General features: G+C 65.2%; 14 protein-coding genes and 1 tRNA gene. 6 read left to right on the top strand and 9 right to left on the bottom strand.

Annotated features, from left to right (window positions below):
* Positions 1–423: 423 nt before the first annotated feature.
* Positions 424–1,179: a phytanoyl-CoA dioxygenase family protein gene (locus E8F06_RS03685; protein ID WP_280364318.1), complete on the bottom strand. Its 756-nt coding sequence runs from the start codon at positions 1,177–1,179 to the stop codon at positions 424–426.
* A 113-nt stretch (positions 1,180–1,292) separates the two neighbouring features.
* Positions 1,293–2,129 (bottom strand): arylamine N-acetyltransferase, encoded by an 837-nt coding sequence (locus tag E8F06_RS03680; RefSeq protein ID WP_280364316.1) that lies wholly within the window; start codon positions 2,127–2,129, stop codon positions 1,293–1,295.
* A gap of 391 nt (positions 2,130–2,520) precedes the next feature.
* Between E8F06_RS03680 and E8F06_RS03675 the strand changes: the two genes are divergently transcribed.
* Positions 2,521–3,966, top strand: a complete 1,446-nt coding sequence (locus E8F06_RS03675; protein ID WP_280364315.1) for a sodium:solute symporter family protein — start codon at positions 2,521–2,523, stop codon at positions 3,964–3,966.
* 270 nt (positions 3,967–4,236) lie between these two features.
* On the opposite strand, the gene E8F06_RS03670 is transcribed toward E8F06_RS03675, so the two are convergent.
* The 4 genes from E8F06_RS03670 to E8F06_RS03655 form a co-directional block, all read right to left on the bottom strand.
* The gene (locus E8F06_RS03670) at positions 4,237–4,548 is read right to left on the bottom strand and encodes a hypothetical protein (protein ID WP_280364313.1); all 312 of its coding nucleotides are present in this window, start codon (positions 4,546–4,548) and stop codon (positions 4,237–4,239) included.
* 108 nt (positions 4,549–4,656) lie between these two features.
* Entirely contained in the window at positions 4,657–5,475 is an 819-nt protein-coding gene (locus E8F06_RS03665; RefSeq protein WP_280364311.1) for an outer membrane protein OmpK, read from the bottom strand.
* A gap of 269 nt (positions 5,476–5,744) precedes the next feature.
* A complete protein-coding gene (locus tag E8F06_RS03660; RefSeq protein WP_280364308.1) occupies positions 5,745–7,949 on the bottom strand; it encodes an Ig-like domain-containing protein in 2,205 nt (734 codons plus the stop codon).
* A 42-nt stretch (positions 7,950–7,991) separates the two neighbouring features.
* Positions 7,992–9,287, bottom strand: a complete 1,296-nt coding sequence (locus E8F06_RS03655; protein ID WP_280364306.1) for a hypothetical protein — start codon at positions 9,285–9,287, stop codon at positions 7,992–7,994.
* A 387-nt stretch (positions 9,288–9,674) separates the two neighbouring features.
* On the opposite strand from E8F06_RS03655, the gene E8F06_RS03650 reads away from it, so the two are divergent.
* From E8F06_RS03650 to E8F06_RS03640, 3 genes are all read left to right on the top strand, one after another.
* A complete protein-coding gene (locus tag E8F06_RS03650) occupies positions 9,675–11,087 on the top strand; it encodes a HAMP domain-containing sensor histidine kinase (RefSeq protein WP_280364304.1) in 1,413 nt (470 codons plus the stop codon).
* 6 nt (positions 11,088–11,093) lie between these two features.
* Positions 11,094–12,524 carry a sigma-54 dependent transcriptional regulator gene (locus E8F06_RS03645; protein WP_280364301.1) on the top strand — a complete coding sequence of 477 codons (1,431 nt, stop codon included), beginning with the start codon at positions 11,094–11,096 and terminating at the stop codon, positions 12,522–12,524.
* A gap of 188 nt (positions 12,525–12,712) precedes the next feature.
* The gene (locus tag E8F06_RS03640) at positions 12,713–13,246 is read left to right on the top strand and encodes a response regulator (RefSeq protein ID WP_280364299.1); all 534 of its coding nucleotides are present in this window, start codon (positions 12,713–12,715) and stop codon (positions 13,244–13,246) included.
* 281 nt (positions 13,247–13,527) lie between these two features.
* Here E8F06_RS03640 and E8F06_RS03635 read toward each other — a convergent pair.
* The 3 genes from E8F06_RS03635 to gspG form a co-directional block, all read right to left on the bottom strand.
* Positions 13,528–13,603: transfer RNA gene (locus E8F06_RS03635), tRNA-Ala, on the bottom strand.
* 240 nt (positions 13,604–13,843) lie between these two features.
* The gene (locus E8F06_RS03630) at positions 13,844–15,034 is read right to left on the bottom strand and encodes a type II secretion system F family protein (protein WP_280364414.1); all 1,191 of its coding nucleotides are present in this window, start codon (positions 15,032–15,034) and stop codon (positions 13,844–13,846) included.
* 5 nt (positions 15,035–15,039) lie between these two features.
* A complete protein-coding gene (gene gspG / locus E8F06_RS03625; protein WP_280364296.1) occupies positions 15,040–15,462 on the bottom strand; it encodes a type II secretion system major pseudopilin GspG in 423 nt (140 codons plus the stop codon).
* Between the two features lie 165 nt (positions 15,463–15,627).
* Here gspG and E8F06_RS03620 point away from each other — a divergent pair, with 165 nt between their 5' ends.
* Together E8F06_RS03620 and mnxG are read left to right on the top strand one after the other, a co-directional pair.
* Positions 15,628–16,260, top strand: a complete 633-nt coding sequence (locus tag E8F06_RS03620) for a lytic transglycosylase domain-containing protein (protein WP_280364294.1) — start codon at positions 15,628–15,630, stop codon at positions 16,258–16,260.
* 401 nt (positions 16,261–16,661) lie between these two features.
* A complete protein-coding gene (gene mnxG / locus E8F06_RS03615) occupies positions 16,662–22,463 on the top strand; it encodes a manganese-oxidizing multicopper oxidase MnxG (RefSeq protein WP_280364292.1) in 5,802 nt (1,933 codons plus the stop codon).
* Positions 22,464–22,792 lie beyond the last annotated feature (329 nt).

The following is a 22,792-nucleotide window of genomic DNA, read 5'->3' as shown; positions in this document are numbered from 1 at the left end:
ACCGGGCTGTGGATATCGTCTGGATGGATTGCGCCAGAGCCCGTGCTGCAAGGGCTGGTTCGGGTTGCTCGTTTCCTGGGCGAATGAGGTGCAACCCTGTCGAGCGTGCAGCCCGTTGCGGATACCCACGGATTCTGTGGGGCAAGCTGTGGATAGCTTTGGGGTGGATGGCTGGAGGTCTCTATCTGCGTGGCTTTCAGCGCGGTGATCGGATTTTGTTCAGGTGATTGTGGTGCTCGCGGGATGGGTTGCGATGCTGGGGAGTTTCGCGAATGGATTCGCTCCCGGAAGGTCCGGATAGCGCGTCGCACACGAAGGGGGAATGCCCACAAAATCTGTGGGCCGTCCTGTGGATATCTTCGGGATAACTGCGTGGGTTGCCCATGGGAGCTGGGCTGGAAGCGGTTGCTCGGTTTTTCGGCGTCAGTCGTACTCGGCAGCCTCGTGGTCGCCCAGTAGCCGGCGCTGGCGTGGCGTGCAGGCAGCGAGCACCTGCGGGTTGAAGCGGAAGTCCAGGTAGGGCGAGAACTTCTGCGCCACCATGCGCCGGCCGTAGTGGACCTGCAGCAGGTAGCGGCTGCGGTCGTGGGTGCGATTGCGGCTGCCGGCGTGCCAGAGTTCGCTGCGGAACATCAGCACATCGCCCGCCTGGCACAGTGCGGGCTCGGCCGTTTTGCCGTGCCAATGGGTTTCGCCGGGCCGGGGTTTGCGGCCGGCGCGGTGGCTGCCGGGGATCACCAGGGTAGGGCAGAGGTCGGCGTCGATATCGTCGAGGTACAGGTGCGCGGTGCAGACCTGCATCGGCAGCGTGAAGGACGGATCGGCCAGCAGGCTTTCCGGCAGCTCCATCGCCAGGTGATCCAGGTGCAGTTCGGCGCCGACGAAGCCCGGATGGCAGCGCCAGGCGGTCTGGCCAATCACATGGCAATCCCCGCCCAGTGCCGCTTCGGCCAGCTCGATCACGCCGGGCCGGTCGAGCCAGGGCAGCCATTCCGGCCCCCGGTTGAACACGCATTTGAAGTGATCGTCCACCAGGCCGAGGTAGTCCCAGTGGACGGGCTGAAGCTGGTCCATCAGATGGCGCAGGGTGGCGACGGCGGTGGCGTCGAGCGCGCCGGGGAGAAGGGTGAAGCCTTGCTGGTGAAGGGCGATGAGATGGTCGGCGGTGGACATGGGCATGTCCTCTTGCGCGAGTGAACTACCTGTAGGGTGGACCACGCTCCACCGGTCCACCATTCGAGGTCCGGCATGGCACCGATGGTGGATGGAAGAGCGCCATCCACCCTACAGGTTCAAGCGTTCAGCAGACCCTCGAGCCTCATGCGCAGCGGCTCGATCTCGTCGTCGGTGAGATTCAGCAGGAAGTCGTGCTTCAGCACCTCCACCAACTCGGCGGCATCCTCGATCTTGCGACTTTCGAGGCGGCCGTCGCGGTGGCGTCTGTTGAAGGTGCCGTTGGCCAGGGTCAGGCGCCACTCGCCGTCGCTGCAGGCGGTCATCAGCATCTTGCGGAAAACGCTGTCGGGGTGAGTGGAGGTGTACCAGTTGCGCGGGATGCAATCGACCCAGGCGTTCACCTCGGGGCCGAAGCGGTAGCAGGCCGCCCAGCCCGTCTCGGCGCGAAAGTTTTCCAGTTGCACCTCGCCCGTGCCGTCGACCTGGGGGCTCAGCCGGTAAGGCAGGTCATCGGGCATCGGCCCTTCGAGGGGGACGGCGCGCCAGGGGGTGGCGGAGCCGAAGCCGACATCCGCCAGATGCGGGCCTTCCGGCAGCAGCACGCGCAGCATCAGGTGGGAGAGCATGGTCTGCGGCGCGTCCAGCGGCAGGCCCCAGCGCACCCGGCCGCCCAGCGTTTCGACCTGGTAGCCGAGGGCGAGCAGCAAGCGGCCGAAGAGGTTGTTCAGCTCGTAGCAGTAGCCACCCCGGCCACGCTCCACCACCTTGGCGAACACCGCATCGGCGTCGATGTGGATGGGGCGATCGAGAAGCACGTCGACGTTCTCGAAAGCCACCCGCTGCTGGTGGGCGGCGATCAGCCGGTCAAGGCTGGCAAGGTCGGGACGCTGTGGAGCAGGGGTGTCCAGGTGGCGCAGATAGGCTTCGGTCTGCTGCGGGGTCAGCGCGTACATGCGGAGCGGCTCCATGGGAGTGACGCGTGGATGCTAGCAGATGCTTCCTGCACGGCGACGAACGGTAGCTTGGTGTTTTTCTTAATCAACGGAGCCTGTAAAAAATAAAAAACTGACGAGTCACAAGCTGACGTTCGCAGGCCTTTCAAATCAAGGCATTGCATTCATCGTTGTGTCGTACTTGCACAGGCATCCTGTCGATTTTTTTGCTCATCGACGCCGTAATCGTTTGACATATTTTACGTCTTTGGCAGACTGCGCCTCCGTGGTACCCGCCAGCCTCGCGTTGCACCGGGCCCTTCCGCGTCAATAACAAAAACTCCGTCAGTCGAGGTGTTCGCCCCCCCAAGGCGCCCTGGCCCCGACGGGCGTGCCTCTGGAACAAGAACAAATGCTGATCTGGTTTGTTGCGGTATACCTGCTGATCACCGTCGCTGTTGGTTTCTACGCCTCCACTCGCGTCAAGAACTCCACCGACTTCGCCTCCGGTGGTCGGAGCATGTCCTTCCCCCTCGTCGTGGCAATGGTGTTCGCCACCTGGTTCGGCTCGGAAGCCGTACTCGGCATTCCCGCCACCTTCCTCGAAGAAGGTTTCGCCGGGATCGTCGAAGACCCCTTTGGCTCGTTCGGTTGCCTGATGCTGGTGGGCCTGGTATTCGCCCGTCCGCTCTATCGCCTGAACCTGCTCACCATCGGTGACTTCTTCCGCAAGCGCTTCGGCCCGAACGTGGAACTGCTCACCAGCCTGGTGATCATCGCCTCCTACCTCGGCTGGGTCGCTGCACAGCTCACCGCATTGGGCGTAGTGTTCAGCGTGCTGTCCGACGGCGCCCTGACCACGACCCAGGGCATGATGATCGGTACCTTCATCGTCCTGCTGCACACCCTGTTCGGTGGCATGTGGTCGGTGGCCATGACCGACTTCCTGCAGATGATCATCATCGTGGTCGGCCTGTTCTACCTGACCTGGCTGGTCGGTGACATGGCTGGCGGCCCTGCGGCCGTAATCAGCCAGGCTGCGAACGAAGGCAAGTTCACCTTCTTGCACGGTACTTCGGCCAAGGACATCGTTGCCTTCCTCGCAGCCGCAGTGACCATGATGTTCGGCTCCATTCCGCAGCAGGACGTGTACGCCCGCGTCATGTCGGCCAAGAGCGAGAACATCGCCGCCCGCGCTTCGATGACCGGTGCCTGCTTCTACCTGTGCTTCTGCATGCTGCCGATCTTCCTCGCCTACTCGGCCAAGATGATCGATCCGGCGATGGTCCAGCACTGGCTGGCTGAAGACTCGCAGATGATCCTGCCGCGCCTGATCCTGGAACGTACCCCGCTGTTCGCCCAGATCATGTTCTTCGGTGCGATCCTCTCGGCGATCATGTCCACCGCTTCCGGCACCCTCCTGGCGCCGTCGGTGACCTTCACCGAGAACATCCTCAAGCGCTTCATCCCCGACATGACCGACCGCCAGGCCCTGCTGGCCATGCGTTGCAGCGTGCTGGCGATGACCTTCGCCACCGGCCTGTTCGCCATGAACTCCGAGTCGAGCATCTACGAGATGGTGGGCAACGCCTACAAGGTGACCCTGGTTGCCGCCGCGGTGCCGCTGTTCGCCGGTCTGTTCTGGAAGCGCGCCACCACCCAGGGCGCCCTGCTGGCCATCTTCGCCGGCCTCGGTTCCTGGGGCCTGCTGGAAATGACCTACCAGGAAACCGACTTCTGGCCGCCGCAACTGGCTGGCCTGCTGTTCAGCTGGCTGGGCATGGTCGCCGGTTCTCTGCTGCCGCAGTTCGTGCGCAGCCGTGCCGAGATCATCGGTGCGACCCCGGCTAGCGCCTGATCGACCGAAGCATGAAAAAGCCCCGCCAAGTGCGGGGCTTTTTCATGGGCTCTGGAATTGAATGCACTGTGCCAGTGGCTTGTAGGTTGTGGCTGAGCTAAGCGAAGCCCAACGCAAGGGTTGGCTCCGAATGTTGGGCTTCGCTGCGCTCTGCACCAACCTACGGGTGCTGATCAGGCCATCAGCAGCGACCCCGGCTAACGGAAGCGCTTCGCCAGGGCCTTGTAGGTTGTGGCTGAGCTACGCGAAGCCCAACGCAACGGGTGGCGATCAGGCCATCAGTTCGACGAAGCCGCGCAGCACGGTCAGGCCGACGAACAGGCTCATGGCGATCTGGCTCTTGCGGGGCACGGTGTCGCACAGGTGCTTGTAGTCGATGGGGGCGATGAAGAGCTTCGGCCAGCAGGCGAAGGCGGCGCAGAGGGTGATCAGGGAAAGCGCGGCGAGGCTTGCGGAGAAGTCGAAGGGCTCGCTGGAGAAGATGCAGCTGACGGGGATGGCGACGGCCAGGGCGAGCCAGCCGCACGTAACCAGTTTCTCACCCCGGGTGCGAGGGGAAGCTTGGGCGCTGTCGCTGGCCATCGGTGGGTTCCTTGTCTGACTGCAGGCTGAGACTGTCGCGCATTCTCCACCTGCCTCCCCAATGGCGCAAGCCAGAGGGGCCCGCCGTTGCGACGGGCCCCACGGATATCAGAAGTGCACCTTGGCCAGCAGGCTGAAGGTGTTCTGGTCGGTGCCGCCGAGAATGTCGTCGCCGAGGAAGCCGTTGTCGTCGATGGCGTACTTGTTCTTCCAGTAGTCGTACTCGACGCCGACGTAGAAGTGCTTCACCGCGCTCCAGCCCATGGCCTTGCCCAGGTCGTACTTGATCTGCGGGTTGAAGTGCAGGTTGGCGTGCAGGTCGTTCGGACGGTCGGAGGTGGCGTCCTTGTTGTTCCACACCCAGTCCATGAAACCGTCGATCACAACGTCCGAGTTGCCCACCGGAATGGTGTAGGACCACACCGGAGTGACCTGCCACTGGCCGGACGGGTTGTTGGTGATGCCGTCGGGCTTGCGGTAGTAGAAGTTCAGCTGGAAGTAGTCGAAGCCGGGGACCTTGAGGTCCAAGCCCGGGCCGAGCAGGTAGTTCTGGTTGCGGTTCTCGCCACGCTCATAGGTAGCGGCCAGCAGCACGTCGCTGATGGGGCCGAATTCCAGCTTCTGGTCGAACATCTTGCCGAAGGACAGGCGCGGGGAGATTTCACCGTAGTAGGTGTTTTTGCCCAGGTTCGCATCTTCCTCGCCGTTGTAGTTGATCTGGTCGACGAAGATGAACAGGTCGCCGAAGGTCCAGCCGCTGGCGTGCTCGAAGGTGAAGGTCTGCTGGGTTTCCGGGTTGATCTGGAAGTTCTGGCCGTACAGGTAGGTCAGGCTGTTGTCCTGCCACAGCAGGGGGCCGTCGGCCAGGGCGTTGCCGGCCGCCAGCAGGCTGCCGGCGAGCATCAGGGAAGAAAGGGCGCGATTCATCAAGGGTTCCAATGGTTTTCGAGCGTTTCCATCTGTGTGGAAACTTGACTGGTTGGTCATGGCCGCCTGCGAGGCAGGAAGGGCAGGGGGCGCGATTATCGGGAGATAACGCGGTTTTTCAAGCGTTGATGTGCATTTTTTGTTCAGGTGCCGACCGTCGGGGGAATCGTGAATGAGTCCGCTCCCACGGGGAAAGGTGTCCCATCAACCCCGGACAAAAAAATCCCCCGGCGCGCCTCGCGCGGCCGGGGGTAACTGGAGCCGGACCGTCAGCGCGCGTTGATCGGTGCGGTGCTCACGCCGCCGAACGTGGAGCGGACGGTGACGCTGGGGGTGGCGCTGGGGATAAAGGTGGTGGTGTTGTTCACCGACAGCTTCCAGCGGCCATTGCCGGCCGGGGTGGCGGTGCCCAACTGCACCACGCCCCGCGTAGTGGTGACTTCAATGCGGATCTGGTTGCCCTGGGGCCGCGACGTGGTGCCCTGGATGTCCCAGGAAACGCGCCCGTTGTTGCCTGACTTCACGTTGGCCGTGGTGATCGCCAGGGTATCGGCGGCCGTCGCCGGGTTCACCGTCACGGTCACCGTTGCGGTGGTGGAGGTGGCGCCGATGGCGTCCTGCACCTGGTAGGTGAAGGTGGCGGTCAAGGGGGCGTTCAGGCTTGCCGGCGCGATGTAGGTCACCGTCGTGCCATTGGTGCTGACGGTGCCGCTCCCGGCCGCCGGCGGCGTCAGGTTCACCACGGTCATGGCATTGCCTTCCGGATCCACATCATTGGCCAGCACGTTGATCGTCACTTGCGCGCCAGCGCTGGTGGTGGCGGTGTCGTTGGCCACGACCGGCGCCAGGTTCGGCTGCACGGTGAGGGTCACCAGGGCCGGGACGGAGAGGGCGCCGAGATTGTCTCGGACCTGATAGGTGAAGGTCAGCGTCTGCGTCGTGGCGACTTGCGCCGGCGGGGTGTAGATCAGCGAGCCGTTGCCGCTCTGCAGCAGGTTGCCAATGGGGACGCTGCCAAAGTTGTCGATGATCAGCGGCAGGTTGCCGTCCGGGTCGCTGTCGTTGGCGGTCAGGGCCAGGGTCACCTGCACGCCGGCGGTGGTGCTGGCGCTGTCCGGATTGGCCACGGGCGGCTGGTTGGCCGGGCGGGGGAAGGGGCTGCCTTCGATGACCACGAACTCGGTGTCGCTGCCGCCTGCGGCGGACTTCACCGTGATCTTCGCCGGCGGCTGCTCGATGCCCACGGCCACCAGGCGCTGGATCGCACCACTGACCGGCAGCAAGCGTCCGAAGCCCTCGGTCACCATGGCCGGGATCTCGACTTCATCGCTGGAGCGCGCCTCTACCGTCAGCGTCTTGTCCGGCCAGGAGTAGCGGGCCTGGGTGATGTTGACGACGTCGACCAGCGGCTGGGTCTGGGTGGTCGCCGAGGCGTTGGTGTCATTGGCGGTGACCAGCACGAAGGGCGGCAGGCTGGCTGGGGCGACGTCCTGGCCGAAGAAGTGGCCGCTGCCATCGCCGGTCATCTGGAACTGGCAGGGTGACGGCGGGTCGCCAACCAGGTCGAGGCTCTCGCGGAAGCACAGCGTGGCATTGGCGCCGGAGTTGGCGAACACCGAGATCCAGGTGCGCTGGGCATCGCGGCTGTAGGTCGCGCGGTCGACGCCTATCTGGCTGGCGATGCCGCCGGTGAACACCTTGCCGGACAGGTTGAACAGTTCGGTCCGGATGGACAGGCCGTTTGGCCCGTCGATGCGCACGAAGTTGGTGCCGAAGGGGCTGCCGGTCACCCGCTCGGCCAGGTTCGGGTCGCCGATGAAGGTTTCCGTCTCGCCGGTTTCCGGGTTGGTTTCCGTGTACAGCGGGCCGTCACGATGGAGGAATGGACCGATGTTGCCGGCCAGGGCGCCAGTGAAGTCGCCGGGTGCACCGATGCCGATGTCGCGGGTCAGGTTGATCGCGCGCCGGCCGGACCCGGTGACGGTGAAGGTGTCCACGCCGTAGGGGTGGGTGACGGTGTAGGTCCCGGCCACCGGAACCGTGGCGCGGATGCGGATGCGCGCGAAGCTCTGCTGGTCGCCCACGCGTGGCACCTCGGCGGCGAAGGCTGCTTCGACACCAGCCACATAGGTATCCAGCTGAAGCCCGTTGCCGGGGTCGTCGATGGCGGTTTCCGCGAGCATCCAGAAGCTTTCATCGGGGAAGTTGGCGGGGAAGACGATGGGCTTGGTGTCGTCGAAGACACCGGGGGTCGGCAGCAGGGTGCACATGAAGCTACCCGGCACCCGCGAGCTGCGCGCCTTGGACAGGCACAGCTCCAGGGGTACGCCTGGCTCGTCCTGGTACCAGCGCGGGAAGTAGCCGCTGGCGGCGGTGTAGGGTCCGAGGTCCACCGCTGCCAGTTGCGCCTCGGCAACCGGCAGACCGATGAGCAGGCCCATCGCCACGGTGAGTATTCCTGGCCATTTGAACATGACTGCCTCCGTTCACCCGCCGGCGGCGGGTGAGTGTTGTTCTCAGGGGAGAATCTGGACTTCTTCGGTATCGGAACCGCCGTTGGCCGAGAGCACGCGCACGGTCGCCGGAGGAATGCTGTTGAGCGGTAGCTGCAGGTGACCGGCGACCAGCGTGCCCAGGCCTTCGAGGGTCAGCGCGGGCTGGCCGGTCTCGTCGCTGGAGCTGGCGTCCACGGTCAGCTGGCCGGTGCCCACGCTGTACTCGGCGCGGCTGATGGTCACCAGGTCCACCAGCGGGGCGGACTGGGTGGTAGCCGTGCTGCCGGGAATGGCTGCAGCGTTGTCGGCAGTGAAGGACACGCTGCCGCTACCGGCGGGGCTGCTGGCGGATTGGCCGTACCAGGCGCCGTTGGCGTTGCCCTGCATGGCGCCGCTGATGCCGGCGGTATCGGTCCAGGTCACGGTGGCGGGGGCCGGTGGCGCCTGGGTGAAGTAGTCCTGCTGGGCCACCCCGTTGGCGCCGCCACGGGAATAGGTGGCGCGCTCGACGATCAGCGGAGTCGACAGCGGCACCTGCGACAGCTTGCCGGAGATGGCGAACAGCCGGGTTTCGGCGCGCAGTCCGTTGGGGCCTTCGATGCGCACGAAGTTGGTGCTGAAGGGGCTGCCAGTGACTTCTTCGAGGATGTTCGGGTCGCCGATGAAGGACTCCGATAGTCCGGTCACCGGGTTGGTCTCCACATAGGGGCCGTTCACCGAGCGCAGGAAGGGGCCGATGTCGCCCTTCAAAGCGCCAGCGAAATCTCCCGGCGCGCCGATGCCGATGTCGCGGGTCAGATTGATCGCGCGGGTGCCGGGCGCATCCACATCGAACACTTCCACGCCGTAGGGGTGGGTGATGGTGTAGGTACCGGCCACCGGCACCGTCACCCGGATACGAATGCGCGCGAAGCTGATCTGGTCGCCCGCCGCCGGCGCATCGCCACTGAAGGCGGCCTCCAGCGCGGAGACATAGATGAGGTCGATGCCGGTGGCGGCGTCGGTGATGGCCGCATCGCCGGTGAACCAGAACGCCTCATCCGGGAAGTTGCCGGGAAAGACGATGGGTTGGGTTTCGTCGAACACCCCGGGCGTCGGCAGCAGGTTGCACATGAACGAGCCGGGTACGCGTGTGCTCAGTGCCTTGGACAGGCACAGGTCGAGGGCGCGGCCGTGGGTGTCTTGATACCAGGCGGCGAAGAATCCGTTGGCCTCGGTAAAGGTTGTCTGGTCGACCGCATAGAGACCGGCCTTGGCCGGGACGACCGTGAGTCCTAGAAGCAGCGGGAGCGCGAGTTTTGGCAGTGCGTTGTGCATGGTGTCGCCCTTCCAGTCGATGAACTTCGCCGTTTGTCCGGCTCCGATGGGCGGGAGGCCCGTCGTTGACAGGGGGAAAGCGCAACTCCCATGCCATCTGGTTCCACCCGCTCTGCCTCGCGGGGATGGCGAAAAAACGCGCACTTGATGGCACGAATGTGCTCGGCGACCGCTGGGGACTGGCTCCCCAGATCTGGGGGGAAATTGGGTAGGGAAATGGGGAATCCCCAGGACTACCGCTCACCCGCCGCTGAACGGTAGGGCCGCGGACGACGGGGCCTGCGCTATAACTACCCGGAGCCGGCGCAGGAGTTGCCGGCCCGGCCGACGGCCCTTTCTGACACTCGCCTTGCGAGCGAACCGACGGTCACACACGGGGAGGTCTCGATGAAGATGGCGATGGCTGCCAAGCCCTTCAATCTGTTCCGCTGGTTTTCCCTGGTGAGCCTGGTGATCATCCTCGTGGTGGCCATTCTGCTCGGCTCGGCGGCAACCCGTTTCCTCATGCGCGAGAGCATCGACCGCGATGCCATGCTCAGCGCCCAGTTCATCAAATCCATTGCCGACGTCGAAGTCATCCACGGCAACTTCTCGCCGGGCCTGACCCTCGGTGAATTCCTCGACAAGCGAGTCGATGGCGCTCGTCTTGGCGTCTCCCACGAACAGCTGGTCAAGTCCCACGAAGAGTTCTTCGACCACATCGTGCGTCTGCCCGATGTGCTGCTGGCCAACGTCTATGCGCCTGACGGGGTGGTGATCTGGTCGACCAATCCGAAGCTGGTGGGTGGGCACTCACTGGAGCGCGCCAAGCTGAACGAGGCGGTCAACAGCCGCAATACGGTGACCACCGAGCATCACGGCCCCGATGCCTGCCCGGCGGAAGACTTCTTCATGCGCGTGCCGCAGAGCCTCTATCTGGAAAGCTTCATCCCGCTGCTCGACAGCCGGGGCGAGGTGCTCTCGGTCATCGAAATCTACAAGGAGCCGGTGGACCTGATTGCCCGCATGAATCGCGGCCTTGTCCTGCTCTGGACCGCCACCGCGCTGGGTGGCGCGGTCATCTACCTCAGCCTGTTCTGGTTCGTCCGCCACGCCTCGCGCCTGGTAGAAGACCAGCAGCGGAAACTGGTGGAAAACGAAACCCTGGCCCTGCTCGGCGAAATGTCCACCGCCGTCGCCCACAGCCTGCGCAACCCGCTGGCTTCCATCCGCTCCAGTGCCGAGCTGGCGCTGGAGGTGGACCCGGGGCCGCTGCACAAGAACCTGGGCGACATCATTACCCAGGTCGATCGCATGTCGAAGTGGGTGCGCGAGCTGCTGATGTCGGCCCGCCCGCTCTCCGGCGACCAGGAGCCGGTGGACCTCACGGTCGCCCTGGAGGAAACCCTGGCCGCCTACGAACCGCAGATCCGCCATGCCGGCATCGAGGTGGACTGGCAGAGCCGGCAGGCGCCCAAGGTGGTCAGCCACCCGGTGCTGCTACAGCAACTGCTGGGCAGCGTGCTTTCCAACGCCATCGAAGCCATGCCGCGCGGCGGCCGCCTGGCCATCTGCCTGGAGCCGGATGCGCGCCGCCGCCTGCTCACACTGACCGTCAGCGACACCGGTAGCGGCATGTCGCCGGCCATGCTGGAGATGGCATTCAAACCCTTTCACACCACCAAGCGTGGCGGCCTGGGCGTTGGCCTGGTGCTGGTGCGCAAGATCATCGAGCGCTTCGGTGGCGATGTCAGCATCGACAGCCGGGAAAACGCCGGCACCAACGTGCACCTGACTTTCAGGGCCACGGCAGGGGGATAACAAGCTATGGGTAACAGCATTCTGATCGTCGAAGACGACGAGATCCTGGCCGACAACTTCTGCACCTATCTGCAGCGGCGCCAGTTCGATGTCATGGTCTGCAGTTCTGCCGAGGAAGCCCTGCCGATCATCGAGGCGCAGCACCCGGACCTGGTCCTCACCGACTATTGCCTGCCGGGCATGAGCGGTTGCGACCTGATCAGTCGCGCCCGTGCCATGGACGAGCAGCTCAAGGTCATCATGATCACCGGCCACGGCAACGTGCAGGGCGCGGTGGAAGCCATGAAGGCCGGCGCCAGCGATTACCTGACCAAGCCGGTGGCCCTGGCCGAGCTCAAGCTGGTGGTGGACAAGGTGCTGGAGGCGCGTCGCCAGGAACAACGGCTGTCGTTCTACCAACAGCGTGAAGCCCAGGACTCAGGGCTTACCGGGCTGATCGGCGACTCCGAGCCCATGCGCAACATGAAGGACATGGTGCGCCAGGTGCTGGCGGCCGAAGAACGCATGGCCGGGGAAGACCTGCCGGTGGTGCTGATCGAAGGCGAGACCGGCACCGGCAAGGAACTGGTGGCCCGCGCCCTGCACTTCGACGGCGCGCGCAGCAAGGGTCCCTTCGTCGAATTCAACTGCGCCTCGATTCCTTCGCACCTGCTGGAGGCCGAGCTGTTCGGCCACGAGAAAGGCGCCTTCACCGATGCCAAGGACCGTCGTGTGGGACTCGTGGAAGCGGCGGACGGTGGCACCCTGTTCCTCGACGAAGTGGGCGAGATCGACCTGCTGCTCCAGGCCAAACTGCTCAAGTTGCTGGAAGACCGCACCATCCGCCGGCTGGGTTCGGTGCGCGAGCGCAAGGTCAACCTGCGCATCATCAGCGCCACCAACTGCAACCTCGAACAGATGGTCCAGGAGGGCAAGTTCCGCCGCGACCTGTTCTTCCGCCTGCGCATCATCACCATCAAGGTGCCGCCGCTGCGCGCCCGTGGCGATGATGTCCTGACCCTGGCCGACCACTTCGTCACCCAGCACGGCAAGCGCTACGGCAAGCCGGGGCTGCGTTTCAGCCCGGAAGCCAAGGCCGTGCTCAGGGGCTACAGCTGGCCGGGCAACGTGCGCGAGCTGCGCAACATGCTGGAACAGACCGTGCTGCTGGCGTCGGGCAACACCATCGGCCCCGAGCAGCTCACCATCTGCCGCGGCCTGCTGGCGGGCGCGGGCGTCACCGAGGCCGCCGCGCCCATGGTGAACGGCGGCCCGCTGGGGCTGGAAGACGAGAACATGAGCCTGTCCGACGCCGAGCGAGACCTGGTGGTGAAGGTGCTGGGCAAGACCGACTGGAACATCTCGAAGTCCGCCCGCATGCTCGGCCTGACCCGCGACATGCTGCGCTATCGCATCGACAAGCTGGGCCTGGAGCGCCCCGACCGTCACCAGCACTGAATGCCCCGTTTACGGGGTTTTCCCCGACCAAGGGCGGGGGTTTTCGTCTGGTGAAACATATCCTCCGAACTAGACTCTAGGAGTCATCGGCCCTAGACGGCCGATGCAGCCTTGGCTCGGAACGTGCAGGGATGCAAGCAGCGGTCAGCCTGGCCGTCGTCCGATCTCCTGACAGGGGAGTAGCCGCAGTGTCGAAGAAAGTACTGATAGTCGACGATGAAGAAATTCTTGCCGGAAACTTCCAGACCTACCTGGAGATGCTCGGCTGTGAAGTCCGCACTGCAGCCAATGGCGCAATCGCCCAGCAGGTCGTTGCGGATTTCAAGCCTGACCTGCTGGTGCTCGACTATCGCTTGCCGGACATGACCGGCTTCGATGTCTTCGATGCCATTCGCGGCGTGCATAGCTGCGAAGCGGTGCTGATGACCGCGCACCCCAGTATCGAAGTGTGCAACCGTGCCATCGAGCGCAGCATCGACATTATCCTCCTCAAGCCTTTCCCGCTGCCCGAACTGGGCAATGTGGTGCTCCACGGCCTGCCCAGCGCGGCAATGCGCGAACAGGAGGCGCCGCGCGAGCAGCCGATGCAGGTGGAAAGGCGCGGTGGCGGCGAAGTGAGCTTTCCGCTGAAACTGTATGACGGCGCCTGGGTGCTCTCCGACCGCCGCCGTCCCGCGTCCAGCTCCGAAGAACCTTTGAAGCAGGCCAAGAAGGGGACCTGAGTTCGTTGGAACGAATCAAGCGCAGGCATCGACCTGCGCTTTTTCTTTACAGGGCGAAAAGTTGACAGATCGACCGACGCGACAGGGCGAAGCAAGATCGTGGCTGCTGGATTCCCAACCGGACACGAGGACTGCCCCATGCTTTCGTTCGAACTCATGCTGGAACACCAACTCCTCAGCCTGGCCATTGCCTCTACCCTGAGCGGCCTTGCCTGGCTCGCCTATGGCCACGCCTGACATGCAAAGCCCCCGAAGGCCAGTCACCTTCGGGGGCTTTTTTCTGGTGGAGACGAGGAGGATCGAACTCCCGACCTCGGCGTTGCGAACGCCGCGCTCTCCCAGCTGAGCTACGTCCCCGGCAGGCTCAAGACTAGACCTGGATTTTCCTGATTGCCCGAGGGGCAGGACGGCGTCCTGCATAGCGATTGAAATCGCCCCCACAGGGCCTGTGCCGATGGTGGGCCGAGAGTCACCCCTCTCCCTCCGGGAGAAGGGCCGGGGGTGAGGGCAACATGCCGACGGGGCCGCTGCGCGGCCCATGGCGAATGAATTCGCCCCTACAGGCAGGCGCCGAGAACGAGTCGACAACGAAACCCCTCACTGAATACTCGACGCCAGCTCGAATATCGGGATGTACATCAGGATCACGATCACCCCGATGATCAACCCGATGAAGGTCATCAGCAGCGGCTCGAACAGGCGCACGAACCATTCGATCCAGCGGCTGGTTTCCTCGTCATGGAAGTCCGCCGTGCGCTCCATCATCTCGCCCAGGTTGCCGGACTGTTCGCCCGCCCGGAGCATGCGCAGGGACACCGGCGTCGCCAGCCCATGTTCCTCCAGCGCGCGGGACAGCGACTGGCCTTCGCGGATGCGCGCGGCGGCCTGGTCCAGGCGTGGGCGCGAGGCGGCGCCGAGCAGGCCGCGGACCATGTCGATGGCGGTGAGGATGGGAATCCCGCCTTGCAGGAGGATGCCCAGCGAGCGATAGAAGCGCGCCAGCTCGTACACCTGGAGGCGCTCGCGGATGGCCGGCAGGCGTTCCACCTGGCGAGCCAGCGCGCGGCGCACGCCCTCCTGGCGCAGCAGGACGACCATCGCCACCAATCCCAGGGCGGCACCACCAAACACCTCGGCCTGGTGCGAGTGCAGGAACAGCCCGCTGTGCAGCAGCACCTGGGACAGCCAGGGCAGGTTGGACCCCAGCCCCTCGAACACCAGGCTGAAGCGCGGCACCACATAACCCACCAGGAACAGCAACACGCTGCAGCCCACCATGAACAGCAGCACCGGGTACACCGAGGCGCTGATGATCTTCTGCCGCACCTCGTCCATCCGCGTACGGTAGGCCACGTAGCGGCCAAGGGCGTCGCCCACCGCGCCGGTCTTCTCGCTGGACTGCACCAGGGCGACATAGAGCGAGGGGAACACCAGCGGGAACTGCGCCAGTGCCTGGGACAGCGACTTGCCCTCATAGAGCAGCCGCACCAGCCCGGCCAGCACCTTGCGCGCCAGCGGGTCGGCCTCCTTTTCGGCAAGGCTCTCCAGCGCATCGATCAACGCCAGTCCGGCATTCAACAGGGTGGTCAGCTCCTGGCTGAACAGCAGCAGCGGGAATGTCTCCCGGCGCCGCCAGCCGCGCAGCGACCAGCCGTTCTCGGCGCGCATGGCCAGCACCCGCAACCCCTGGGCTTCGGCCTGGCGGCGGGCATCGTCCGGGCTCGCCGCCTCCACTACCAGCGCTACCACCCCGGCCTGGGCGCGTACCGCCTTCACCTGGAAGCGCATGGCGGTCACTGCCAACTGGTGACTTCGGCGTTGTCGCCGTCGCCGCCGGGCTGGCCATCCTTGCCCAGGGTGAGCAAGTCAAAATCGCCGTTCTCACCAGGGGAGCGATAGACGTAGGCACGTCCCCACGGGTCCTGGGGTACATCCTTCTGCAGATAGGGACCGCCCCAGCGGGGCTCGTCGGACGGCGCGGCCACCAGTGCCGAAAGACCCTGCTCGGTGCTGGGGTAGCGGCCCACTTCCAGGCGGTAGATATCCAGGGCCTTCACCAGTCCCTCGATCTGCGCGCGGGCCACTTTGGTCTCGGACTTGCCCAGTTGATTGAAATATTTTGGCGCCACAATTCCAGCCAACAGGCCGAGCACCACCAGCACAACCAGGAGTTCGAGGAGGGTAAAACCCTGTTCGGGTCGACGAAAGGTCTTCATGGGAGCCTCCAGTGGGTGTCGCGAGAGGAGGCTATGCAAGAGCTATGCACGACGAGCGGGCGAGAGGGGCGACACACCGCCCATCGCATCACTCGGCACGTGCTTTGCTGACGTTACAGCACTCGGAAACCCGAAACGCATTGGCCCTGACAGGGGAGAACAATGATGAAAGTGCCCACCCTGGTGCTGTTCAGCATCCTTGCGACCACCGCATTCGAAGCCCACTCCGACATCTATCAGGTGGTCTCTGCCAACGGCAGCATCTTCCTCACCAACATCCACCGAACGGACCGGAATCTGGTGCGCGTGGCCCGCGAAAGACCAGTGCTGGTCAGGGCTCCGAACCTCATCCAGCCAACGCGCAAGCTCCCGCGCAGGGCGCCGAGAAAGGCTCCGCGCTACGCCCTTATCGTGGCCCAGGCGGCTTTCGAGTACGACCTTCCCGTTGAACTGCTGCATGCCGTGATCACCACCGAATCCAACTACGATCCCTTCGCCCTCTCTCCCAAGGGCGCGGCCGGCTTGATGCAGCTCATGCCCGACACCGCAAAGGACCTGGGCGTGCACGACGTGTTCGACCCGACCGCCAATATCCGCGGTGGCGCGCGCTACCTCAAGCGCATGATGAGGATGTTCGACAACGACGTTTCCCTGGCCCTGGCCGCCTACAACGCGGGCCCTGGGGCAGTCCTCGCCTATGGCAGCGCCATTCCTCCCTACCCCGAAACCCAGCGTTATGTGCCCAGCGTCCTGGGGCACTACCAACGCCTCCAGGCCGACGCAAAACGACCCCGCTAGTGGGGAAATTCCCCAGATGCGGGGGCGATTTCTGCCAATGAAAGCGTCTGAGGAGAAGGGCAGCTGCGCTGCCCATAGCGATTGAAATCGCCCCCACATCGATTGCATCCGAAGTCCTGGTTTTTCTGTGGGGGCGACTTCAGTCGCCAAGCAGGCCGAAGGCCTGCCAATGGGAACAACCGAGCCGTCCTTCACGCTTCCCCCAGCACTCCCACACCCCAACATCCCGCTCCCCGCTAAACCGGGGAATTGGGTGGGAATCGGGTGGGGAAACTACTGGCCACTTCCCCGGCCTGCACATAACCATCTGAATCCATTGGCTTTCCTGTGGTGGCACAGGCATTGCTCGGACAGTCCTGCCCTCTTTGGCATCCGTGCACCTGATACCGAGGTCAGCCAAGATGAACCGGACTAACCCTTCGAACAGTGCAAACCCCAAATCCCCTGGTGCCCAGGGGGCATCCCTTTACCTGGGCGGTGCCCTGCTGTTGCTGGGCGCGCTCTTTTCCATCGGGGACGCGCAGGCGGCCGTGCGCTGCGAACGCAACCTGGTGGCCAACGTCGTGGCCCTGGACCAGCCGTTGATGTTCAACCGCCTGGGGGCGCAGAACATCAACGGCATGATGTTCGCCCTGCGCCGCGACGTGGTGGACCGCAATGACGTGCCGCTCAACCGGGGCGGTGCAGCGGTGCCCGGCGAAGTAGCGTTGCGTCCGGACAAGCGCCCGCGTCCGCTGGTGCTGCGGGTGGCCGCAGGGGACTGCCTGACCATCAACCTGCAGAACCTGCTGGCCTACCAGACCAACCCGCACAACTCGCCAGACCCGCTGTTCAAGAAGGACAAACAGGTCGCCGACCGCAACGTCGGCTTCCAGGTCAACGGCATGCAGGCGGTGAACGACATCGGCGATATCGCCACCAACGCAGGCCGCAACCCCAACAGCCTGATCCCGCCCGGCGGCAGCCGCAGCTACACCCTGTATGCCGAACGCGAGGGCGCCTTTGCCGCCAGCAGCTACGGCGCCACCTTCGGTGGTGAGGGCACCGGCGGCAACACCGCCAATGGCCTGTTCGCCCAGGTGGTGGTGCTGCCCAAGGGCGCGCGCACCTACCGCAACGTGGTGACTGAAGAAGAGATGCGCCTGGCCAGCACCGGCCGCACCCCAGCCGGCCAGCCCATCATCGATTACGAGGCTCGCTATCCGCAGGCCGCGCCCTGGATCGAGGAAGGCAAGGCCGGCCTGCCGGTGATCGCCATGATGGACAACGGCGAGATCATCGCCAGCGACACCGACGCCGTGGTCATGGGGCCCAACCCCGACGGCACCTTCCCGCAGTACACCTACCCGCTGGAAAGCTACGGCAAGCGCAACCCGGCGCTGCCCAACCGGCTGGAACCGTTCCGCGATTTCTCCTCGGTCTTCCACGACGAGAACGCCGTCGCCCAGGCCTTCCCCGGCTACTGGGCGGACCCGGTGTTCGGCCACGTGCTGGAGCCCACCCGCGACTCCTTCATGATCAACTACGGCGCCGGTGGCATCGGGGCTGAAGTGGTGGCCAACCGGCTCGGCGTCGGCCCCATGCACGACTGCCTGTCCTGCGCCTACGAGGAGTTCTTCCTCAGCGCCCACACCGTTGGCGACATCGCCATGCAGGTGGACGTGCCGGCCAACGTCGGCCTGGAAAACATCCGCCCCGGCGAAGTGCCACCGGAGGGCACCACCGGGGTCAAGGCGACCATGGCGCTGTTCCCCGCCGAGCCGTCCAACGTCGCCCACAGCTACATCGGCGACGCGGTGCGCTTCCGCAACACCCACAACGGCTACGAGCAGCACGTGTTCCACCTGCACGGCCACCAGTGGCTGTTCAACCCCAATGACGACAACTCCGACTACATCGACGCCCAGGGCATAGGGCCGGGCTCTGGCTACACCTACGAGATCGCCAACGGCGGCTCCGGCAACCGCAACCGCACCTCGGGCGATGCCATCTACCACTGCCACTTCTACCCGCATTTCGCCCAGGGCATGTGGGCCATGTGGCGCATCCACGACGTGTTCGAGGAAGGCACCCGCCTGGCCGTATCGGAAGAGGGCGACGACGGCTTCCACAAGAAGCCCTTCGAGCTGCGCAGCGGCTTGCCGGCAACCGGCGCCCGCGCCCTGCCGGATGGCGAAATCGTCGCCGGCACGCCGATTCCCGCCATCGTCCCGCTGCCGGGCAAGGCCATGCCGCCCATGCCGGGCAAGGTGGCCGTTGTGCCCAAATACGGCGAAACGCTCGTGGCCGACGATGACGACGAACACGAAGAAGGCGACGACGATTCCACTCACGAAGCCGAACGCCAGGCCGTGGGCTCCGTCGCCCTGGTGGACCGCAGTGAAGCCAACCGCAACGCCGATGGCACCCTGAAGAACCCCGGCTTCCCGTTCTGGATCGGTGGGATCGAAAAGACCGTTGGCCAGCGCCCCAGCACCCCGCCACTGGACATGCTCGACAGCGCCAAGGCCCAGAGCCTGCGTGATTCGGGCAAGGCCCTGTGGGCCAACATCGACCCGGCCCAGGCCGGCGGCTGGGACGGTGGCCTGCCGCGCCACACCCTCGACGGCGTGTCCGCTGGCGGTGAGGCGGAAGTGGTCACCAGCGCCCTGGACTTCTCCAAGGTGGTCCACCGCGCCAAGGCCGTGTTCCTGCCGGAGGAGGGCACTGACGTCGAACAGTCGGTGATGGCCTTCCACGCCAAGGCCAGCCACCCGAGCTTCGCCGTGCTGCCCGGTGGCGCCGTGCAAGCCAGGGACTTCCGCACCAACGGCGCTTTGCCGGTTCCCGGCGCGCCCTACTACGAGCCCTGCATGGACGACACCGGCAAGCGCCTGACCCAGGCTTCTTCGCTGGGTCGCTACAACAGTGGCGACACCCTCAATGGCCAGTCCTTCACCGGCAGCTCGGCGTTCACCGCCGACCGCCCCCGCGTCTACAAGGGCGCCAATATCCAGTTCGACGCGGTGTTCAACAAGGTCGGCTACCACTTCCCGCAGACCCGCATCCTCGCCCTCTGGGAAGACGCCTGGCCGGTGATCACCAAGCAGCAGCCACCGGAGCCGCTGGTGATGCGGATGAACACCTTCGACTGCACCATGTACCAGCACACCAACCTGATCCCCTCGGTGTATGAACTGGATGACTACCAGGTGCGCACGCCCACCGACATCATCGGCCAGCACATCCACCTGCCGAAGTGGGACCTGACCGCCTCCGACGGCTCGGCCAATGGCTGGAACTACGAGGACGGCACACTCTCGCCGGCCGCCGTTGTGGAGCGCATCCACGCCATTCGCGAGTACAACCACTGCACCGAGGCCGATGCCCGCGATGGCAGCACGGAGTGCCCGGTGGCCAGGCAGCACCCGTACTTCGGCCAGTTCGGCCGGACCGATTGGCTGGGTGCCCGCACGACCCTGCAACGCTGGTTCGCCGACCCGCTGGTCAACACCTACAACGTCGACCGTGGCCTGGGGAACATCTTCACCCACGACCACTTCGGTCCGTCCACCCACCAGCAGGTCGGCCTCTACGCCACCGTGCTCACCGAACCGGCCGGCTCCAGCTGGTACCACGCCGAGACCGGCCAGCCGCTGGGCAGCGGTCGGCAGGATGGCGGCCCGACCTCCTGGCAGGCGGTGATCGCCACCGGCGACCTGGACGGCGACGGCAAGAACGACAGCTTCCGTGAGTTCTTCATGGAGTACAGCGACTTCCAGCATGCCTACGAGGCGGGCGTCTACGTCGGTGCCGGTCCTGATGGTGTCCCGGATGCGGGCGCCTACCCGACTTCCATGGACAGTTTCCGCTACGCCATCAACCCGCCCGTGCGCCAGTCCGGTTCGAACCTCTTCGAGTCGGTGCGCGAGGCCGCTGGCGGGCAGGTCCTGGGCTGCCCGAGCCGTCCCTGCCCACAGGCCATCTCAGTGGATGACCCCGGCATGTTTGTCGTGAACTACCGCAACGAGCCCGTGGCCCTGCGCGTCTTCGACCCCAACAAGGTGGCCCCGGACGGCAAGCCCGGCATGCAGGCCGACGGCCTGGCGGGCGATCTTGCCTATGCCCTGCAGACCCGCACCGACCGCGCCATCCCGGCGTTGAACCTGGCGCCCAGCGCCATCAGCTCGGCCTCCGGCCCCACCGGTGCCAGTACCGTTTTCCCACCGCACATCAACCGCGCCGGCGACCTGCCGGGTGATCCCTTCACCCCGATGCTGCGAGCCTACTCCGGCGACAATGTGCGCCTGCGCATGCATGCAGGCGGCCATGAGGAGGAGCACAACGTCACCCTGCACGGCGTGAAGTGGCTGCATTCGGGCACCGGCTTCGGCAACAGCGGCAACTCGGGCTGGAAGGCCTCGCAGATGGTCGGTATTTCCGAGCAGATGGGCTTCGTTGCCCCGGTGGCCATGATGTCCGGCAATACCGTCCTCGACGCCGCCGACTACCTGTACAACCTGGACGCTTCCATCGAAGGCTACTGGAACGGCATCTGGGGCGTGATGCGCAACTACACCCAGCCGCGCAACGACCTCTTCGCCCTGCCCAACAACCCGCGCCCGGTGTCCTCACGCAACACCACGCAATTCGATGGCGTGTGCCCGCGTACCAGCCCCAACCCCAATGGCATTGGCACCCGCACCACGGTGCAGCGCAACTACGAGGTGGTCGCGGTACTCGCCAACGACGTCCTGCCCAACGCGCTGGGCCTGACCATTGGCGACCCGGCCGGCGACGGCCAGCATGCCGGTGGCCCGCTCAATCCGCAGGGCGGCACCCTGGTGTTCAACCCGCGGCCGGTGACCATCCCGCAGGTCACGGTGGTGGATGAGGAAGATGGCGAGGTGTTCACCATCGGCGGCCAGTCCGGCCCGCTGCATGACCCCACCGCCATCCTCTACGTGCGCAAGGCGGACCTGGACCCATCCACCGGCAAGCTGAAACCCGGCGTCCCGGTGGAACCCCTGGTGCTGCGCGCCGCGGCTGGCGACTGCGTGAACATCACCCTGGAAAACCGCCTGCCGCAGGTGATGCCCGACCTGCCCACCTACGCCGTGATGCAGGGCCTGGTGAAGCGCGACCGCAACAGTGCCAAGGGCTCCACCACCTTCAACAACAACATGATGCGACCCTCCAGCCATGTGGGCCTGCATACCCAGTTGCTGGCCTACGACATCACCAAGTCGGACGGCTTCAACGTCGGCATCAACCCGGTGCAGACCGTCGAACCGCGCGGTGCGGCGGGCGGGGCCTGGCCGTCCAAGGCGTACAAGTTCTACGTCGGCCACCTGGAGCGTGAAGGCAAACCGGTGACCCAGCTCGGCCGCAGCGTCGACAACATCACCGCGACCCCGGTGGAATTCGGCGGCTTCAACCTGCTGCCGGCCGACCCGGTCAAGCAGGGACAGAAAGGCCTGTCCGGCGCCATGAGCATCGCCCCCCTGGGTGCCACCTGGACCGAAGACGCCAGCTCGCGCGCCGCCGCCACCGTGACCCCGCTGTCCGGCACGCCGTACCGCGACTTCTCGCTGGTGCTGCACAAGTCGCTGAACATGCGTTGGGCCAGTGGCCGGCCGGTGGAAAACATGGCCTCCGAAGGCTTCGGCATCCCGGCCGATCCCAAGGACAACTCCGGCATGGCGGTGAACTACCGGAGCGAGCCCTTGTGGTACCGCTTCGCCAAGGCCCCGGATGCGCCCTTCGGACACGCCCAGGGGCAAGGCTGGGGCGATGTGCCCGACGCGCACATGGCCTACAGCAACGAGCTGGTGGGCGGCGACCCGGTGACCCCGATCCTGAAGGTTAAGCCCGGCCAGCCGTTCCGCACCCACGTGACCATGCCCTCCGGCGGCAGCCGTGGCATGACCTTCCAGCTCGATGGCCATGTGTGGGCGTTCAACCCCTTCCTCTCGGAGAAGATCGACCAGTGGGGCTACCCGCAGAAGAACGCCGGCATCGGCTCGCTACGCTTCGGCCTGAACCCGGCGGCCCTGTACATCGGCGCCCAGGAGAGCGTGCTGCCGGCGGCGCACTTCAGCCTGTCGATCCCCAGTGCCGGTGGCGCCAACGGCGTGCCGGGGGATTACCTGTACCGGGACTACGCCGCCTTCGGCAACGTCGGCGGGGTCTGGGGGCTGTTGCGGGTGACTAGCGAGCCGTAGGGAGCAGATCAAACCCAACGGATCCGTAGGATGGTGTTGAGCGAAGCGATACCCATCATCGGAGCTCACCAAAACACTGAAATCGCAGGCCAGGCATGGCCTGCGATTTTCTTTTTCGGGGGGCAGGACTGCGTCCTGCATCGCGAATAAATTCGCCCCCACAGGATTGTGCCCAGACTGAACGCCGGCACGGACAGCCCCCTCTCCCTCTGGGAGAGGGTTGGGGTGAGGGTAGTGTCAGGCTGTATCGCACTCGCCAACTCAGCGTTCCCCAAAAGAGGGGGAAATGGGTGGGGAATATTCCGATGGCGATCCTTCTCCTCGTTCGC

The organism is Pseudomonas sp. BN411, assembly GCF_029871235.1.
GTDB lineage: Bacteria > Pseudomonadota > Gammaproteobacteria > Pseudomonadales > Pseudomonadaceae > Metapseudomonas.
This window is presented reverse-complemented; position numbering and strand designations above follow the sequence as displayed.

Coding starts and splice junctions, on each gene's coding strand:
- gspG (WP_280364296.1), bottom strand. CDS start 15,462: ATGAAGACCTTTCGTCGACCCGAACAGGGTTTTACCCTCCTCGAACTC.
- E8F06_RS03685 (WP_280364318.1), bottom strand. CDS start 1,179: ATGCCCATGTCCACCGCCGACCATCTCATCGCCCTTCACCAGCAAGGC.
- E8F06_RS03655 (WP_280364306.1), bottom strand. CDS start 9,287: ATGCACAACGCACTGCCAAAACTCGCGCTCCCGCTGCTTCTAGGACTC.
- E8F06_RS03630 (WP_280364414.1), bottom strand. CDS start 15,034: ATGCGCTTCCAGGTGAAGGCGGTACGCGCCCAGGCCGGGGTGGTAGCG.
- E8F06_RS03645 (WP_280364301.1), top strand. CDS start 11,094: ATGGGTAACAGCATTCTGATCGTCGAAGACGACGAGATCCTGGCCGAC.
- mnxG (WP_280364292.1), top strand. CDS start 16,662: ATGAACCGGACTAACCCTTCGAACAGTGCAAACCCCAAATCCCCTGGT.
- E8F06_RS03660 (WP_280364308.1), bottom strand. CDS start 7,949: ATGTTCAAATGGCCAGGAATACTCACCGTGGCGATGGGCCTGCTCATC.
- E8F06_RS03675 (WP_280364315.1), top strand. CDS start 2,521: ATGCTGATCTGGTTTGTTGCGGTATACCTGCTGATCACCGTCGCTGTT.
- E8F06_RS03620 (WP_280364294.1), top strand. CDS start 15,628: ATGAAAGTGCCCACCCTGGTGCTGTTCAGCATCCTTGCGACCACCGCA.
- E8F06_RS03680 (WP_280364316.1), bottom strand. CDS start 2,129: ATGTACGCGCTGACCCCGCAGCAGACCGAAGCCTATCTGCGCCACCTG.
- E8F06_RS03650 (WP_280364304.1), top strand. CDS start 9,675: ATGAAGATGGCGATGGCTGCCAAGCCCTTCAATCTGTTCCGCTGGTTT.
- E8F06_RS03665 (WP_280364311.1), bottom strand. CDS start 5,475: ATGAATCGCGCCCTTTCTTCCCTGATGCTCGCCGGCAGCCTGCTGGCG.
- E8F06_RS03670 (WP_280364313.1), bottom strand. CDS start 4,548: ATGGCCAGCGACAGCGCCCAAGCTTCCCCTCGCACCCGGGGTGAGAAA.